This window comes from Haemophilus sp. HN_Hi16 (genome assembly GCF_049823435.1).
Taxonomy (GTDB): Bacteria; Pseudomonadota; Gammaproteobacteria; order Enterobacterales; family Pasteurellaceae; genus Haemophilus; species Haemophilus influenzae_D.
In genome coordinates, this window is sequence record NZ_CP187500.1 from 1,116,054 (window position 1) to 1,133,659 (window position 17,606).

Annotated in this window: 15 protein-coding genes, 1 other RNA gene, 1 pseudogene and 1 riboswitch; of the genes and pseudogenes, 9 read left to right on the forward strand and 8 right to left on the reverse strand. The window is 36.8% G+C overall.

The features are described from left to right. Positions 1-55: 55 nt before the first annotated feature. From rsxA to sohB, 3 genes and pseudogenes are all read right to left on the reverse strand, one after another. On the reverse strand, positions 56-634 hold the full coding sequence (gene rsxA / locus ACPT9C_RS05500) for an electron transport complex subunit RsxA (protein ID WP_005631902.1): 579 nt from the start codon (positions 632-634) through the stop codon (positions 56-58). Between the two features lie 95 nt (positions 635-729). Further along, positions 730-864 (reverse strand): annotated as a pseudogene (locus ACPT9C_RS05505) (OmpA family protein); the annotation flags it as partial. Between the two features lie 117 nt (positions 865-981). Continuing rightward, on the reverse strand, positions 982-2,043 hold the full coding sequence (sohB, locus tag ACPT9C_RS05510; protein ID WP_050949073.1) for a protease SohB: 1,062 nt from the start codon (positions 2,041-2,043) through the stop codon (positions 982-984). Positions 2,044-2,242: 199 nt separating this feature from the next. Between sohB and ACPT9C_RS05515 the strand changes: the two genes are divergently transcribed. Next, a complete protein-coding gene (locus tag ACPT9C_RS05515) occupies positions 2,243-2,908 on the forward strand; it encodes a curli polymerization inhibitor CsgI-related protein (RefSeq protein WP_050949074.1) in 666 nt (221 codons plus the stop codon). A gap of 67 nt (positions 2,909-2,975) precedes the next feature. Further along, on the forward strand, positions 2,976-5,132 hold the full coding sequence (yccS, locus tag ACPT9C_RS05520; protein WP_050949075.1) for a YccS family putative transporter: 2,157 nt from the start codon (positions 2,976-2,978) through the stop codon (positions 5,130-5,132). 98 nt (positions 5,133-5,230) lie between these two features. On the opposite strand, the gene ACPT9C_RS05525 is transcribed toward yccS, so the two are convergent. Beyond that, positions 5,231-5,773 carry a KdsC family phosphatase gene (locus tag ACPT9C_RS05525; protein WP_425627450.1) on the reverse strand — a complete coding sequence of 181 codons (543 nt, stop codon included), beginning with the start codon at positions 5,771-5,773 and terminating at the stop codon, positions 5,231-5,233. 9 nt (positions 5,774-5,782) lie between these two features. Further along, a complete protein-coding gene (locus tag ACPT9C_RS05530) occupies positions 5,783-6,718 on the reverse strand; it encodes a KpsF/GutQ family sugar isomerase (protein ID WP_050949077.1) in 936 nt (311 codons plus the stop codon). A 160-nt stretch (positions 6,719-6,878) separates the two neighbouring features. Between ACPT9C_RS05530 and rnpB the strand changes: the two genes are divergently transcribed. Then, an RNA gene (rnpB, locus tag ACPT9C_RS05535) (RNase P RNA component class A) lies at positions 6,879-7,255 on the forward strand. A gap of 76 nt (positions 7,256-7,331) precedes the next feature. Here the strand turns inward: rnpB and ytfE are convergent. Then, positions 7,332-8,003 carry an iron-sulfur cluster repair protein YtfE gene (gene ytfE / locus ACPT9C_RS05540; RefSeq protein ID WP_050949078.1) on the reverse strand — a complete coding sequence of 224 codons (672 nt, stop codon included), beginning with the start codon at positions 8,001-8,003 and terminating at the stop codon, positions 7,332-7,334. A 315-nt stretch (positions 8,004-8,318) separates the two neighbouring features. Beyond that, positions 8,319-8,459, forward strand: a riboswitch (molybdenum cofactor riboswitch). On the opposite strand from ytfE, the gene moaA reads away from it, so the two are divergent. The 4 genes from moaA to moaE all read left to right on the forward strand — a co-directional run bounded on the left by moaA (position 8,448) and on the right by moaE (position 10,735). After that, complete coding sequence (gene moaA / locus ACPT9C_RS05545) at positions 8,448-9,461, forward strand: GTP 3',8-cyclase MoaA (RefSeq protein WP_050949079.1); 1,014 nt, start codon at positions 8,448-8,450, stop codon at positions 9,459-9,461. (Overlaps the previous riboswitch by 12 nt.) Positions 9,462-9,552: 91 nt before the next feature. Further along, positions 9,553-10,035, forward strand: a complete 483-nt coding sequence (moaC, locus tag ACPT9C_RS05550) for a cyclic pyranopterin monophosphate synthase MoaC (protein WP_050949080.1) — start codon at positions 9,553-9,555, stop codon at positions 10,033-10,035. Between the two features lies 1 nt (position 10,036). Further along, positions 10,037-10,282: a molybdopterin synthase sulfur carrier subunit gene (gene moaD, locus ACPT9C_RS05555; RefSeq protein WP_050949081.1), complete on the forward strand. Its 246-nt coding sequence runs from the start codon at positions 10,037-10,039 to the stop codon at positions 10,280-10,282. Next, on the forward strand, positions 10,283-10,735 hold the full coding sequence (gene moaE / locus ACPT9C_RS05560; RefSeq protein ID WP_118879926.1) for a molybdopterin synthase catalytic subunit MoaE: 453 nt from the start codon (positions 10,283-10,285) through the stop codon (positions 10,733-10,735). A gap of 54 nt (positions 10,736-10,789) precedes the next feature. Here the strand turns inward: moaE and ACPT9C_RS05565 are convergent, their stop codons facing one another. Together ACPT9C_RS05565 and ACPT9C_RS05570 are read right to left on the reverse strand one after the other, a co-directional pair. Next, positions 10,790-13,435, reverse strand: coding sequence for a PqiB family protein (locus ACPT9C_RS05565; protein WP_005667177.1), 2,646 nt, complete (start codon positions 13,433-13,435; stop codon positions 10,790-10,792). After that, entirely contained in the window at positions 13,419-14,669 is a 1,251-nt protein-coding gene (locus tag ACPT9C_RS05570; protein ID WP_005667179.1) for a paraquat-inducible protein A, read from the reverse strand. The genes ACPT9C_RS05565 and ACPT9C_RS05570 overlap by 17 nt, the downstream gene beginning before the upstream one ends. A 183-nt stretch (positions 14,670-14,852) precedes the next feature. Between ACPT9C_RS05570 and proQ the strand changes: the two genes are divergently transcribed. Together proQ and prc are read left to right on the forward strand one after the other, a co-directional pair. Further along, a complete protein-coding gene (gene proQ, locus ACPT9C_RS05575; protein ID WP_005667181.1) occupies positions 14,853-15,491 on the forward strand; it encodes an RNA chaperone ProQ in 639 nt (212 codons plus the stop codon). Positions 15,492-15,518: 27 nt separating this feature from the next. After that, positions 15,519-17,600, forward strand: a complete 2,082-nt coding sequence (gene prc, locus ACPT9C_RS05580; protein WP_005667183.1) for a carboxy terminal-processing peptidase — start codon at positions 15,519-15,521, stop codon at positions 17,598-17,600. Positions 17,601-17,606: the final 6 nt, after the last annotated feature.

The following is a 17,606-nucleotide window of genomic DNA, read 5'->3' on the forward strand; positions in this document are numbered from 1 at the left end:
CAGCCCAATAAATAAAATTAAGAGAGTTATTATCATTAAAAAGTAAATCATTTTATTACTTTACAAGTCCTGTAAATCCCATAAAAGCGAGGGACATTAAGCCTGCAGTAATTAAAGCAATGGCTGAACCGCGAAAAGTGACTGGTACATCAGCGGCGACTAAACGTTCACGAAGCGCGGCAAAAAGTACCAATACTAAGGAAAAGCCGAGAGATGCACCAAAACCATAAACGACAGATTCTGTTAAATTATGAGCAAGATTTATATTTAATAGTGCGACACCAAGTACTGCGCAGTTTGTGGTTATCAAAGGCAAGAAAATGCCGAGTAAACGATATAATGTTGGACTTGTTTTGTTTATTGCCATTTCGGTAAATTGTACCACTACAGCAATAACTAAAATAAACACTAATGTACGTAAAAAAGTGGCATTTAAGGGAATTAGAATATAGTGATCGACCAAATATGCACAAAGGGAAGCAACAGTTAAAACAAACATTGTTGCTAATCCCATTCCCACAGCCGTTTCAATTTTTTTGGATACGCCCATAAAAGGGCAAAGTCCTAAGAATTTTACCAATACAAAATTGTTAATTAATGCGGTTCCGATAATTAATAAAATATAGTGCGTCATTATTTTTTGCCTTTTGAATAGGGGCGTTATTATCCCTATTTATGGAAGCAAGAACAATAGAAAATTTTGCTAAGGGGAAATGCTAAATAGCGATTTTGGTCTTTATTCATACCACTTTCAATCATTCGGAGATTGTCCCAATTTGGCCAAGAACCAAATTGACTGCCATCGTGATTAAAGGTTGCGGAATCAATTTTTGGCCATACTAGTTGGGGAACTTGTTCTCCATTTATATTTTTATGAATTAAATATAATAACCCCCCTAAAGATCGGCGAGTGTCTTAATGACAAAGATTTGTCTTGTAAACATAGAAATAAAAACTTCTGTCTTTTTTGTGAATAAATTTTTAGTACATAAAGTCTTTAGACTGTTTTGCACTATAACGATGAATGATATTTATCGCACTTTCTTCAGCTTGTCGTCCGAATTTTTTTATTAGGGATTTTTTTAAACGGTATTTAACATTAAGCACCCGTTTTTCTTTCATTTTTTCCAAAATTAAATCATCACTCGTTGAGATTTCATCGACAAGTTGTAATTCAATGGCTTGTTGTCCAAACCAATGTTCGCCTGTTGCGATTTTGTCAATATCTAGGCAAGGGCGATTTTGTGAGACAAACTGTTTGAATAATTTATGTGTTTCTTCCAATTCTTGTTGAAATTTTTGTTTGCCTTTTTCCGTATTTTCGCCCAATACGGTCACTGTACGTTTAAATTCGCCCGCAGTCATTACATCTACATCGACATCGTGTTTTTTCAATAGTCGATGAACATTTGGAATTTGAGCGACAACGCCAATAGAACCGATAACAGCGAAAGGTGCGGATACAATTTTATCGGCAACGCAAGCCATCATATAACCGCCACTTGCAGCCACTTTATCAACGGCAACGGTTAATTTTATGCCTTTTTGTTTTAAGCGAGACAATTGAGAGGCTGCAAATCCATAATTATGCACAATGCCACCAGGACTTTCTAAACGTAGTAATACTTCATCTTCAGGTTTGGCGACATTTAAGATAGCTGAAATTTCTTTGCGAAGTGCGGTTGTTTCTGAGGCTGAAATATCGCCGCAAAAATCTAATACATATACGCAAGCTTTCTTTTCATCTTCTAAAGTATCGCCTTTTTTCAATTTTTCTTTACGTTTTTTAGCATTTTGTTTTTCAGCTTTTTTTTCTGCTTTGGCTTGCTGTTTTAGTTCTTCTTCAGAAAGATTAAAATCACGTAATAAACGAACTTGTTCATTAAATTCTTCTGATAAATCTTTAATTTCTAATTCTCCCGTTTTAGACTTGTTATGTTGGCGATAAGAAATAATCAAACCAACAATAGCAAGAATGAGTAATAAAATTGTTAAAATTTCCAAAATAAAAATTCCATAGCCTGTTAAAATATCGTTCAACATTGTTACTCCCGTTGATATTTAATGGATTAAATTTTCACGACACTGGTTTAGTGTGTAGATCGCCAACATAATAAAACATTGTGATTGTTTTTGCTATTTATAACAAAAAATTTTAAATTAATTCTTACTTTTTATATTTTCATTTTGCTTAATTTGGCATAGCATAAGCGAGTATTTCATTTATACCAAAGGAGCAATTATGAAATTACGTGCTGTTGTATTAGGTCTTGCCACTTTATGCGCAAGTACGGCAACCTTTGCTGGAATGGTTTCTACGTCATCTAACCTTGAGTTTTTAGCGATTGATGGTCAAAAAGCCTCTAAATCTCTCGGAAAAGCTAAGACATTTACTGTAGATGATACCCAAAGCCATCAGGTTGTTGTGCGTCTAAATGAAATTGTTGGTTCAGGATCGAATCAATCTCTTTTTGAATCTAATCCCGTGATTGTGACATTTCAAGGTAATGCTGAAGATTTAGTTATTTCTGCACCAGTTATTCGTAATCTTGACAGTGGCGATAAATTCAATCAAATGCCAAATATTACTGTGAAAACAAAATCAGGTAATGCTATTTCAGCGAAAGTGGATGTGTTAAAACAAGAAGGTTTATTCCCAAGTGCTAATGTGCTAAATGATCTTGCTGAATATAATGCGTCTGGTGCAGCTGCATCAGTTTCTGCATTTGCTACAACAACTTTTGTTAATTCAATGGTTGCTGCTCCAGCAGGTAATGCAAAAGCGAATAAAGGCAAAGTGGTTGTTCAGGGCGAAAATGTTACAGAGCAACAGCTCCAATATTGGTTCCAACAAGCGGATAAAGAAACTCAAACACGTTTCTTAAATTGGGCAAAATCCCATAAATAATGACCGCACTTTATACAATAAAAAGTGAGCCTTGTTGTTCACTTTTCTATTTTGATAAGGATTTGAAATGAATATTCGGTTAAATGCTAAAGTAATTTCTACAATTCCTGTTTTTATTGCCGTAAATATTGCGGCAGTGGGAATATGGTTTTTTGATATTTCTTCGCAATCAATGCCTTTGATTCTCGGCATCATTGCAGGTGGTTTGGTGGATTTGGATAACCGTTTAACTGGACGATTGAAAAACGTATTTTTTACCCTTATTGCCTTTTCTATTTCTTCCTTTATTGTGCAGTTACATATTGGTAATCCTATCCAATATATTGTGTTAATGACGGTGCTGACGTTTATTTTCACTATGATTGGTGCCGTGGGGCAGCGTTATAGTACCATTGCGTTTGGTTCATTAGTGGTTGCGCTTTACACCACATTAACTTATATCCCAGAGGTAAATGTATGGTTTATTAACCCTGTAATGATTTTATGTGGTACTTTGCTTTATAGTGTGGTCGCTATCATTGTTTACCTGTTTTTCCCAAATCGTCCTGTACAAGAAAGTGTCGCTAAAGCGTTTTGTGCGTTGGGCGAATATTTAGATACAAAATCCTGTTTTTTTGATCCTGACGAAGTGGCTGAGATTGAGAAAAAACATCTCAAATTTGCAATGAAAAATGCAAATGTTGTCACGGCATTTAATATTGTTCGCACTGCGCTTTTTTATCGCATTCGAGGGCAACATCGCCATCCGCGTACCCAGAGAATGTTACGTTACTATTTTTCCGCACAAGATATTCACGAACGCGCCAATTCTACGCATTTTGATTATCAACAAATAACGGAAAAACTAAAAAATACAGATTTGATTTTCCGTATTCAACGTTTATTAGAACTACAAGCACAATCTTGTAAAGAAATCACCGCGAGTTTGCGTGAAAATAAACCTTATCATTTTAATGAATGTGTGGAACGTGCGCTTTTAGGCACTTTGCATTCCTTTGAGTTATATCAAACTCAACATACTAATGTGCAAGATGAACTGATTGATATTCAAACCTTGTTAGATAATTTACAGAGTATTAACTGGCAACTTCGCCAGTTAGCACAAGAAACGACGGATACAGAACAATTGGCTCAAATTCATACGGAACAAATCACAGGGTTAAAAAATATCAGTGCGGTGATTTTTAGCCATTTTACTTTTGAATCGCCGTTGTTTCGTCATGCAGTGCGTTTATCTATTGTGGTATTTTTGTGTTGTGCCATTGTTGAGTTTTTCCAATTTAATCTTGGTTATTGGATTTTATTGACCACTGTATTTGTATGTCAGCCAAACTATTCAGCAACTAAAGTACGTTTACGTCAGCGTATTATTGGCACGATATTAGGTGTAGTGGTGGGGTCATTATTACCTTATTTAAATCCAACCTTAGAATTAAAACTGGGTCTTGTGGTGCTTACAAGTACGTTGTTCTTTTTCTTCCGTAGTAATAATTACAGTTTCTCGACCTTTTTCATCACATTACAAGTCTTGCTGAGTTTTGATGTCATGGGATTTGATACGGCAGCTGCGTTAATGCCTCGTTTACTCGATACTTTGCTTGGTGCAGCGATTTCATGGTTTGCCGTTTCTTATTTATGGCCAGATTGGAAATATTTGCAACTTGATAAAGTGAGTCATCAAGCATTGCGTAGCGATGCGGTGTATTTATTGCATATTATTAGCCAATTGCAATTTGGTAAAAGTGATGATCTTAAATATCGCATAGCACGTCGCAATGCCCATCAATATGCAGCCGCACTGAGTGCAACTCTTTCTAATATGAATAATGAACCAGTGAAATACAAGGCATATTTACAGAAAGGTTTTGATTTGCTCAAGCTTAATTATTCTTTATTAAGCTATATTTCTGCCCTTGGTGCTTATCGCGACAGAATGAAAAATTTGCAACAGACCGCACAGTTTTTATCTGGTTTTTATCCTGTGGCGAAGAAAATTATTTATACCTTAGAACACATTGAAGAAATCCCCGAAGCTATTTTTAGCCAACAGCAAGAAAGTATCGAAACACATTTAAAGGAATTGGAAAAACAAGAGATGACTGGGGAAGAACGCACCGTCTTTAGTTTACCGTATCAGCAATTAAATTTGATTACGCAACTATTGCCACAACTTTATGGGTATTTTAAGAAAGAGATAAACTGTCAGAACATAGGGGCGTTATAAAGATAAAAGTGCGGTTGATTTTTGAGAGGTTTTTAAAACGCTTTGAAAATTGACCGCACTTTATTTTTTATTAAGCAATAACACTGACGAATTAGTTATCATTGCCCCATATTTTTCACTGATTTTAGGAAACCTCGGGCGGTATCAAACACAGAGGATTTTCCCTGAGCTTGTAAAATCATATCAGACATTTCACGGAAAGCACCTTTGCCGCCATTAGTAGAAAGTACATAATCAACAGCATTTTTCACATAAATAGGGGCATCAGCCACAGCAAAAGAAGTTCCACACGCTGCAAAGGCGGGGAGATCTACACTATCATCGCCAATATAAGCAGTTTGCTCGGTAGTGACGCCAGCTTGTTTCATGAGATCAAAACAAGCAGTTTCTTTTTCAAGTTTGCCAAGAAAGAATAATTTAATACCAAGATCGGCAATGCGACGACGTAAAATAGGGGAGTCGCGACCAGAAAGCACTGCCACTTGAATACCCGCGTCCATCAGCATTTTTATGCCTAAACCATCGCGAACGTGAAAACTTTTGATGGCTTCGCCATTGGCGTCATAATGAAGTTGTCCATCGGTGAGCACACCATCTACATCAGTAATAACAAATTTAATATTTTCTAGTTTTTGTTGCATTGGGATTCCTTAGCTTGAAAATTCCACTAAACCCACCACGTGATTTTCATCATTAACAACCACTAGCGAGTGAATTTTTTTCGCTTTCATAAAGTCTTCTGCTTTTGATAAAAATTCGTCTTGATGAATGGTTTTTGGTGAACTTGTCATAAAGTCTTTAGCTGTTTTATTCAGCGTTTCTGCACCATTGGCGGTAAGCGCACGACGAATATCGCCATCCGTGATAATGCCTTTAAGTTGCTCGTTTTCCATTACCAAGGCAACGCCCATTCGCCCTTCATTCATCACAGTCAGACAGTCTGTAAAATTGGTGTTGGGTAAAATAGTTGGTAGGCGAGTTTGCATTTGATCTTTCACTTTACATAATAAACGACGACCAAGACTGCCACCGGGATGGAATTTGGCAAAATCCGCAGGTTGGAAATTGCGTGCCGTAATAAGCGATACGGCGAGTGCATCGCCAAGGGCAAGTGTGACAAGTGCGGATGTTGTTGGTGCGAGATTATTTGGACAGACTTCACGCTCAACAGTAATATCTAAAACATAATCTGCGTGACGTGCGAGTGTGGAATTTTTGTTACTGGTTACGGCAATAATTTTATTACCGAAATTTTTTAAACTTGGAATCAGTTTATTGACATCATCGGTTTCGCCGCTATAGGAAATTAACATCACAATATCAATTGGTTTTAACATACCTAAATCGCCGTGAAAGGCTTCTGTCGGATGTAAAAAGAAACTTGGTGTGCCAGTAGAGGCAAAGGTAGCCACCATTTTTTTACCGATTAAACCAGATTTTCCTATCCCGCCGATGACTAATCGACCTTTGCAAGCAAGGATTAAATCCACGACTTGATTAAAATCCTCGCCTAAACGCTGGCTGAGTTGCAAAAGTGCGTTGCTTTCCACTGAAAGGGAATTCTGTGCAATTTTTAGATAGTTCATTTTTCTTCCTAAAAGTGCGGTTGAAATTGGCGTTATTGTAGCGAAATCATAAAAAAATACGAATGAAAAATTAGGCATTATTATTTATAAAATTGATGAGCAATATTCAAAAATTGGGGATTTTATTGACCGCACTAGTGATTGCCCCTATACTACGCGCCGAGTTGGTTAGACAATCGCTGGTTTATTGAAGCCCTTAACCGTATTTATACGACCTAGTGGGACAAGTAAACGAGAGGAAAGTCCGAGCTACACAGGGCAGAGTGCCGGATAACGTCCGGGCGGCGTGAGCCGACGACCAGTGCAACAGAGAGTAGACCGCCGTATAAACGGTAAGGGTGAAAGGGTGTGGTAAGAGCGCACCGTGCCTCCGGTAACGGTTGGCAGCAGGGTAAACTCCACTCGTAGCAAGACCAAATAGGAATCCAATGAGTGGCCCGCTCAGGATTCGGGTAGGTTGCTTGAGCGGCAGAGTAATTTGTCGCCTAGAGGAATGATTGTCCACGACAGAACTCGGCTTATCGACCAACTCAAAATTTTTGTGGAAATGACCGCACTTTAGTTTGTTTTTCGGAATAGATTAAAGTGCGGTTATTTTTTGACGAATATTAAATTATTTTTCGTTTAATACACGTGGAAATAAAATATTATTTTCCAAATGAATATGGTGCATTAAATCATCAATAAATTCATTAATACCGCTATATAAGGCTTTCCAACTGAAACAAGCATCTGCTGGTGGCGTGCAGTTATTAGTAAGCGATTTGATCACTTCCACATCTTGCCCTGCTTCATCGTGTTCCATTTCCATTACACGAATTGGCATTGAGGCCATAGCATAATTCCCCATTTTGATCATTGGGAACAAAATTTGTTCTTCTTTCATTAAATGCTGGCTAAGTTCAGCATAAATTTTTTCTAACTGTGCGACTACGCCTATAGGACAGTCATCACGATCACCATGTACATTTTCTACTTTCTCCGCCAATGTAATTAATTCTGGGAGTTGTTCACGGTGGCGATTATGAAAACGAGTAATAATGTGATCGATCATCTCTGCATAAGATGCCGAAGTCCAATCTTTATCATTATTTTCTGCTTTACTTTGTTGTAAATCAGTTAAACGTTTTTCAATTTCAGCAAGGTTAAGATTCTTTTGTTGTGCTGCGACTTCTAATAATACAGAACCTCCGCAGCAAAAATCTAAATCATATTCACGAAAAATTTTAGTTGCACCTGGAATTGAAACAGCGAGTTCGCTAAGTTTTTTTTGGGCAAAAGACATAAATCACTCCTATATTGATTAAGTAAAAATAAATCCGATAAAAATGGTAGGATATTTTTCTGATTATGAAAAGTAGAGAGATTTATTTATTGATTAAATTATGATTTAAATCAATAAAAATACCTCATAATAATCAGCTCAAAATTTATGGTTATTTACATAAATAGGATTAATTATCACTAATGAGCCAGCTTTAAATTCATTATGTATTTTTTTATATAATTGATTTTTAAGAATTTAGGAAAATACTGATTTTCATCAATATTATTGATTGTGTTTATAAAGTGAAATCTTTTAGAATGACGACAAATCAAATTTAACGCATAACTCCGAGCTTGTTTAGCCTAAGTTTCATCGAAATACGGCGACAAGCCAATAACGCCGTGTGTTATTCAGGGATACGCTGGAAACGGTTTATCCTCTCCATATTTAGAAAGGTGTAAAATGCAATCCATTCCTATCAAGAACGTAGGAGAGTCTCGCTTAGTCGATCCTTTCCAACGCCAATATTACTATCTACGACTGTCGATTACCGATCAGTGTAATTTTCGTTGTACCTATTGTTTACCTGATGGTTATCAACCCGAAGCCAATAAACCGAGTTTCTTAACCTTAAAAGAAATTACAAATCTTGCTCAAGCGTTTGCTGAAATGGGCACAGAGAAAATCCGTTTAACAGGTGGCGAACCAACTTTACGTAAAGATTTTATTTCCATTGCTGAAAGCATTGCTAACATTGAGGGCATTCGTCAATTGGCTGTCACGACAAATGGCTACCGCATGGCAAAAGATGTGGCTGATTGGAAGCAAGCAGGAATTACGTCTATTAACGTTAGTGTTGATAGTTTAGATCCAAAAATGTTCCATCAAATTACGGGTATCAATAAATTTGATGACGTGATGCGTGGTATTGATCGGGCATTTGAAGTGGGTTACAACAAAGTTAAAGTCAATTCAGTTTTGATGAAAAATTTGAATGACAAAGAGTTTGAACAATTCCTTGTTTGGGTGAAAGATCGCCCAATTCAAATGCGCTTTATTGAGTTGATGCAAACAGGCGAAATGGATAGTTTCTTCGATAGATACCATCTTTCTGGACAAATCTTAGCGGATAAATTGCTGAAAAATGGTTGGACATTACAGCATAAATCCCACACGGATGGCCCTGCTAAAGTCTTTACGCATCCTGATTATGCGGGCGAAATTGGTTTAATTATGCCTTATGAAAAGAATTTTTGCGCAAGTTGCAATCGTTTAAGAGTGTCAGCAAAGGGCAAACTTCATCTCTGTTTATTCGGTGAAGAAGGCATTGAATTACGTGATTTATTGCAGTCACACGAACAGCAAGCTATTTTACAAGCACGTATTTTTGCCGCACTGCAAGGCAAACGTGAACATCATTATTTGCATATCGGCGATACTGGTGTAAGAAATCATTTAGCTTCTATTGGTGGCTAAAAAGCAAAGTTAGATGAATGGTAATATTCATATGCTTCCTTTTGTCTCCTATTTAAAACATTTAATATTTTAACCGCACTTTTATTATATTATGACTACATTTACACATATCAATTCTCAAGGCGAAGCCAATATGGTGGATGTTTCTGCAAAGGCAGAGACAGTTCGTGAAGCCCGTGCTGAAGCCATCGTTACCATGTCTAAAGAAACCCTTTCAATGATCGTGGACGGCAAACATCACAAAGGCGATGTATTTGCTACGGCTCGTATTGCGGGTATTCAAGCTGCAAAACGTACTTGGGAGCTTATCCCGCTTTGCCATCCCTTGTTACTTTCTAAAGTAGAAGTGAATTTGGAACCGTTACTTGAAACAAATCGAGTTCGCATTCAATCTCTTTGCAAATTAACTGGAAAAACTGGCGTGGAAATGGAAGCTCTAACCGCTGCAAGCGTTGCCGCTTTAACCATTTACGATATGTGTAAAGCTGTGCAGAAAGACATTGTGATTGAGCAAGTTCGCCTGTTAGAAAAGAGCGGTGGAAAATCTGGCCATTTTGTGGCGGAGGAAAAATAAGATGTTAAATGTATTATTTTTTGCTCAAACTCGTGAATTAATTGGCGTTGATGCCATTCAATTAGAAGATGATTTTGCGACAGCAGACGAAGTGCGTGAACACCTTGCTCAAAAAGGCGATAAGTGGGCATTGGCACTGGAAAAAGGTAAACTTTTAGTGGCAATTAATCAAACCTTAATGCCTTTAGAAAGTGCGGTAAAAAATGGCGATGAAATTGCCTTCTTCCCACCAGTAACAGGGGGCTAAATGACGGATATTCAAATTTCGGTACAAGAACAGCCTTTTGATCAAAATGCCGTTTATCAATGGCTTTCTGAACAACATTCGGTTGGTGCAACGGTTATATTTGTTGGTAAAGTACGCGATCTTAATTTAGGCGATGCAGTATCTAGTTTGTATTTAGAACATTATCCCGCAATGACTGAAAAAGCGTTGAATGAAATTGTTGCACAAGCGACAGCGTGTTGGGATATTCAACGTGTATCGGTAATTCATCGTATTGGGCTTTTACAAACTGGCGATGAAATTGTGTTGGTAGGGGTAAGCTCCGCACATCGTGGAGATGCTTACCACGCTAATGAATTTATTATGGATTTTTTAAAATCCAAAGCTCCGTTCTGGAAAAAAGAACAAACCAATCAAGGCGAGCGTTGGATTGAAGCAAGAGAGAGTGATAGAGAAGCATTAGAAAAATGGTAATCGCTTACCTGCACCCTAATTCATTAAGGTGCAGATTAAATATTTTCATTTATGTTATTTTGATAACGCGCCACTTCCCCAAGTTTGCACTTCTTCAGGGCGGTTTATTTGAAGCAAGAAACGTTTGTTTGGCTGTGCTTGCGGTTGAATTTCTTTTTCTGCTGGTGTGGAGAAAGAAATCCCACCTTTTAGCAACTGCTGAACACTACCTGTATTAAATACCGCACCTTTCCAGCCTAAGCTAAAGTCGTAGCCTGATGCGATCCAAAATTCTGTGTTTTGTCGAACAAGATGGCTATATTTCGGCATAATGGCAATATGCACTAATACACGATCACCAAGACTATTAAGTTCAAATTTCTTCACTGTGCCAACTTCTACACCTCGATAAAGAATTGGCGAACCTTCACTTAAATTCATCGCATCACGCGTTTCTAAAATAAACGGCGTGCCATTGCTAAATTTATTACGTTGTGGTGCTGTTTGCGCTAAATTAAATTGTGTTTTTGTGTTGCCATTACCAATTTCAATATCAATATAAGGTTGTAATAAACTATCAAGGTTATCTATTCCACCTGCCGAAATTTGTGGCGAGATTATCGTAAAATTAGCCCCCTCTTTTGCAATTATATTCATATAATTTGGATTTATTAGGGCTTTTGCAGTGATGCGTTTCGCTTTTGCATCAAGCTGAATGCTGTCAATTTGCCCCACATCTAAGCCTAAATAGCGCAGATTCATTCCTTTGCTAAGATTAGTTGCATCATCTGTGATTAACGTGATGACAAACCCGATGGATTTTGCATAACTTTCATTTGCATAAAGTGTTCGATTATTGCCTGAACCGCCATTATCAAAGCTAATCGCCCCTTTTAAGGAACGTGCAAGTGGCGTTGCTTGAATACTAATACCTTTTGGACTGACATCTATTTTTGCCGCACTTTCTACCCAAAAACGGCTTTTATCTGTCAATAAATGTTGATAAGCAGGATAAATATAAATGTCTACATCAAAGTTATTTGTTTTAGGTTTAATACTTAAAATTTTTCCTACTTCAAATTGACGATATAGTACAAGAGAGCCTTTATCAATGCTTGGTAAGGTTTGGGTGTGTAAGGTTATCGTTGGCGTAAGAATATTTCCTGTGATGCCATGTTCAGCATTGCTGATATTTTGATAAAGCGGATAACTGGTTTTAGCTTTTCCCAAAGCTTGTTTTGCCAGCACTCGAACGCCGCCTTGTAACCATTTTTCTGGTGTCGCGGATTCAAAACGCAATCCATCTAATCCAACGCTTATATCAAAATTGGTTGCTGCCACAAATTGTGTATCTTCGTGAATTAAATTGCGGTATTCAGAGGCAATTGCTGCTTTAAATTGTACGCCATTTACATCTATTGTTTGTGAAACAATTTGCCCAATTATCATATTGTTATAAAACACATTTTGCCCTTCGCTTACACCATAATTTTCAGGCGCAGTAAGGGTTAAAACTAACGTGTTAGGCGCATTGAGTAATAATTCATTTTCTTTAATCACGTTAAATTGATGTTTAGTTTCGCCGTCTCCCGCAATCACATCAAAATATTCGCCACGAAAGAATTTTTTTGGTTCTGCTAAATTGCCAAGATCCATTTTTTTATTGCGTAGGACAATTTTGCTATTCGCTTTAAACAAAGAGGCTTGGTTTGGATCTATCAATAAACTGCCCTCTAAAATTTCATCGTTATTTTCTACCGCACTTAGCTTGGCGAGAATCCCTATAGCATTATCTTGAGAATAAACTTCCGTTTGCCCTGCAATAAGAGCGGAAGAGGCAGGAATTGTTACCTTAATTTCAATCCCACGTTTAGCTGCTTTTAAATTGGTATAGAGCGTGAAATGACTATTTTCATCTGCTTTTGGGCTGTCAGCTGGAGAGTCAAAAGAAACCGCCCCCTGTACAACTGCATTTAAACTTTCTACATTTAGGTTTAAGCCTGCTGGGCTAATGTTCGCGTTAATGCCACTAATATTCCAAAAGCGTGAATCTTTTTTCACAAACTTGGCATAGGCTTTATCAATGACCACATCTATTTCTACTTTATTGTTTTTATTAATACGGTAATCATAGATTTTTCCTACAGGTAATTTTTTAAAATACACAGACGCACCAATAGAAATCGAACCTAAATCATCAGAAATTAAGTGAATCAATAAATCTCCCGCAGAAACTTGCGCAATAGGACCTTGTTCTTCTGCTATAAATTCATCTTCACGATCGCCATCACCCGGTTGAAGAGTAATGTAATTACCTGACACGAGAGAATCTAATCCTGAAATGCCTGCAAGTGAAACATTTGGTTGCACAAGCCAAAATTTTGTATTTTCACGCAAAATACTTGATGCTTCAGGATTGATATTGGCTACAACTTCCACTTTTTGCAGGTTATCAGTGAAATGAACTTCTTTTACTATGCCAATTTGTAATCCTTGATAACGAATTTGAGTTTTATCCGCAACGATACCTGAACCATTGGTAAAAGTAATCGTAATGCTAGTACCGCGTTCTTTCACAATTTGGAAGAATAAAATTGCCCCGATACATAATGCGATAAAAGGCAATAGCCAAAAAGGCGAAATGCGTTTTGTTTTACGTAAGTTCGCTGTTATTTCTTGACATTTTTCTTCTATTGAGGAGGAATTATTTTTCTCTGTCATAAATTTTCCAAATTAATTTGCTATCAAATTGTGAGGTGGAAAGCATAGTGCAAAATACGGCTGCACCAAAATAAAATGCGCCTGGCCCTACGGTAAAATTAATGATTTCTCCGCGTGTGACAAGCGACATCATTAAGGCTAATACAAATAAATCAAGCATAGACCAGCGTCCAACAAAATGTACTAGATGCAATAAACGCATTTGCCATTTAATAGAATGTTGCCATTTAAAATGCACGCAAGCAAGTAAGTAAAGCATAATAAAAATTTTGCTGATAGGCACGAAAATACTGGCAAAAAATACAACAAAAGCAACAAAATAACTACCTGATTTAACAAATGAAATAACCCCAGAAATTAAAGTATCTTCAGATAATGCGCCTGTTAAATAAATGCCAGATATAGGTAATAAATTTGCAGGAAAAAGCATAATAATCCCTGCAATTAAGGTTGCCCAAGTTGCTTGTAATTTTAGCTTATCCGATGTATTAAGAGGCGATTGGCAGCGGGGACAACAAATTTTTTGTTGATGATCGTAATGGATAGATTTTTGCGTGAATGTGTAATGGCAAGCAGGACATAATTCAACAGCTTGTTTTGTATAAACTGAAGTGCATTCAGGATAAAATTCCTGCCATAAGGCGGAAAGATTAAGTTTGATAAAAAGCAGCGTAGTTAAAAGTGCGGTAAAAATAAAAGGAATTAAATAAATATTAATTTCTAATGTTGCATATTCGCGTACTTTAAATATGGTTACTCCGAGTGCCACTAAATAAACATCAAACATTACCCAAGCTTTAATGTAACCAAGAAATAGTAAAACACTACGAGGTTTTATCTGAAAAATCTTAGCCAGCCAAAGCATAATAACTAAAAGTGCAAACGTAATCGGCATTACTACTGCACAAATAAAGATCATAAACGCAGTGTATTCATAACCACCCACTGCCATTTTCCAAATGCCATCCCAAATAGAGGCATCAATTTTAATACCCAATAAATGTAAACTTAATAAGGGGTAATTCAAGGAAAAGGGCATTAATATCAAAATAGATAATGCAATCATTGCACAACGATGTAATGACCACCTCGTACCACTTGCTAATAGATGATGACAACGTGGGCATTCGGCTTGTTCATTTGATTGAAGAATAGAAGGCACGTTAATGCAAGCATCACATTCTGTGCATTTTAAAATTTTAAATGGAGGCGAAGTTAGCTTTGTTTTAGGCACGCTTGTGGTCTTTCTTTATAAATCAAAAACGTGCCATTCTATCGTTGTTTTAACGTATTTGTGAAGTCTTGGCGTTATTTTTGTGTGAAATTTATTCAGCATAACGGGATCCGTTGTTAATTTTGTAAAAAGTGCGATAAACTAGGCAAATCTTTATTTTATTAATGCCTCAAGGATATAACTATGACTGACACACAATTATCATCTCAAGTTACAGATGTGCAAACGGAAGTGCAAAAATTAACCAACGCAAAAGCTATCATTACTTATTTAGCAGAAAAATTTCCTCTTTGCTTTGTTTTAGAGGGCGAAGCAAAACCATTAAAAATAGGTTTATTTCAAGATTTAGCTGAAGCATTACAAGATGATGAACGCGTAAGTAAAACCCAATTGCGTCAGGCTCTTCGCCAATACACATCAAATTGGCGTTATTTATATGGCTGTCGTGAAGGTGCAGTGCGTGTTGATTTACAGGGTAATCCTGCGGGTGTATTAGATGCAGAACATGTTGCTCACGCTGCACAGCAACTTGCTGAAGCGAAAGCACGTTTTGCGGAAAAACGTAAAGCAGAAGCCGCAGCTAAAAAAGCACAACAAAAAAAGCATCTGCGTAAACCAGCGAATAAAAACCTTAAAAAAGAGAGTAAATTATCACTAAGTGCGGTTGATTTTTCACAAATTTCTGTTGGTTCTGTTGTGAAAGTTAAAGCTGGAGATAATGCTAAAAAAGCAACAGTGGTAGAAGTATTAAAAGATTCAGCACGTGTTGAACTTGAAAACGGTTTGATTATGAACGTTGCTGCAGATCGTTTATTTGCTTAATAAATGAAAATTGACTCGGAAATGGTTATGAAATTTAAAATGTCAAAAAATGTGATTTGTTATGCGTGGTTATCGGTATGTTTGAGCAGTGCAATTCCTGCATTTGCTGTACAACCTAAGTTAAAGCCAAGTGACATTAGTACTCCAGCGATAAGTGAAGAAAACCAGCTGGCAACTAAGCGTGCAACGACGAGATTAACTCAATCCCATTATCGTAAGATTAAATTAGATGATGATTTTTCCGAGAAAATTTTTGATCGTTATATTAAAAATTTAGATTTTAGCCACAATACTTTTTTGCAGTCTGATATAGACGAACTTCGTCAAAAATATGGTAATAAGTTAGATGATCAGTTAAATCAAGGCGATCTTTCTGCTGCGTTTGAGATTTATGATGTAATGATCAAACGTCGTTATGAACGTTATACTTATGCGTTATCTTTATTAGATAAAGAGCCTGATTTAAATGGTCAAGATCAAATTGAAATTGATCGTGAAAAAGCGGCTGCTCCACAAACTGAAGCTGATGCGAATAAACTTTGGAATGCTCGCGTAAAAAATGACATTATTAATCTTAAATTAAAAGATAAAAAATGGTCAGAAATCAAAGCAAAACTTACAAAACGCTATAATTTAGCCATTCGTCGTTTAACGCAAATAAAAGCAGACGATATTGTTCAAATTTATTTGAATGCTTTTGCGCGTGAAATTGATCCTCACACCAGTTATCTTTCCCCAAGAACAGCGAAAAGTTTTAATGAAAGTGTGAATCTTTCCTTGGAAGGCATTGGGGCTACTTTACAATCAGAAGATGATGAAACTAGCATAAAATCTCTTGTACCTGGTGCGCCAGCGGAACGTAGTAAAAAACTGCATCCTGGGGATAAAATCATTGGCGTTGGGCAAGCAACAGGCGATATTGAAGATGTTGTTGGTTGGCGTTTAGAAGATTTGGTAGAAAAAATTAAAGGGAAAAAAGGCACTAAAGTTCGCTTGGAAATTGAGCCTGCTAAAGGGGGAAAATCACGTATTATTACTTTGGTGCGTGATAAAGTCCGTATTGAAGATCAAGCGGCTAAACTAACTTTTGAAAAAGTGTCAGGAAAAAACATTGCGGTAATAAAAATTCCAAGTTTTTATATTGGACTAACCGAAGATGTCAAAAAACTACTGGTTAAATTAGAAAATCAAAAAGCTGAGGCTCTAATTGTTGATTTACGTGAAAATGGCGGTGGTGCATTAACGGAAGCCGTGGCATTAAGTGGTTTATTTATTGCTGATGGCCCTATTGTGCAGGTTCGCGATGCTTATCAGCGTATTCGTGTTCACGAAGATGATGATGCTACGCAACAATATAAGGGGTTATTATTTGTGATGATTAATCGTTACAGTGCTTCCGCATCAGAAATTTTTGCTGCAGCAATGCAAGATTATCGTCGAGGTATTATCATCGGGCAAAATACTTTTGGTAAAGGTACGGTGCAACAGAGTCGATCGCTAAATTTTATCTATGATTTAGATCAGAGTCCGTTGGGTGTTTTGCAATATACTATTCAAAAATTTTATCGAGTTAATGGTGGTTCAACCCAATTAAAAGGTGTTGCAGCCGATATTAATTTCCCCGAAATTATAGATGCGAAAGAATATGGGGAAGATAAAGAAGATAATGCGCTTGCTTGGGATAAAATCCCATCAGCGAGTTATATGGAAGTAGGAAATATCGATGATATTAATAATGCAGTAAATATTCTAAATGAAAAACATCTTGCTCGTATTGCTAAAGATCCTGAATTTGTTGCATTGAATGAAGAATTGAAAGTGAGAAATGAACGCCGAGAACGAAAATTTCTATCATTGAATTATAAAATGCGTAAAGCAGAGAATGATAAAGATGATGCAAGACGTTTAAAAGATTTGAACGAACGTTTTAAACGTGAGGGTAAGAAAGCGTTGAAAGATATTGATGATTTGCCGAAAGATTACGAAGCACCAGATTTCTTCTTAAAAGAAGCTGAAAAAATGGCAGCTGATTTCGTTATCTTTAATTCAGATCAGAAAATTAATCAAGCAAACAGCCTATCCGAAGAAAAAACGGAAAGTAAAAAATAAATACTA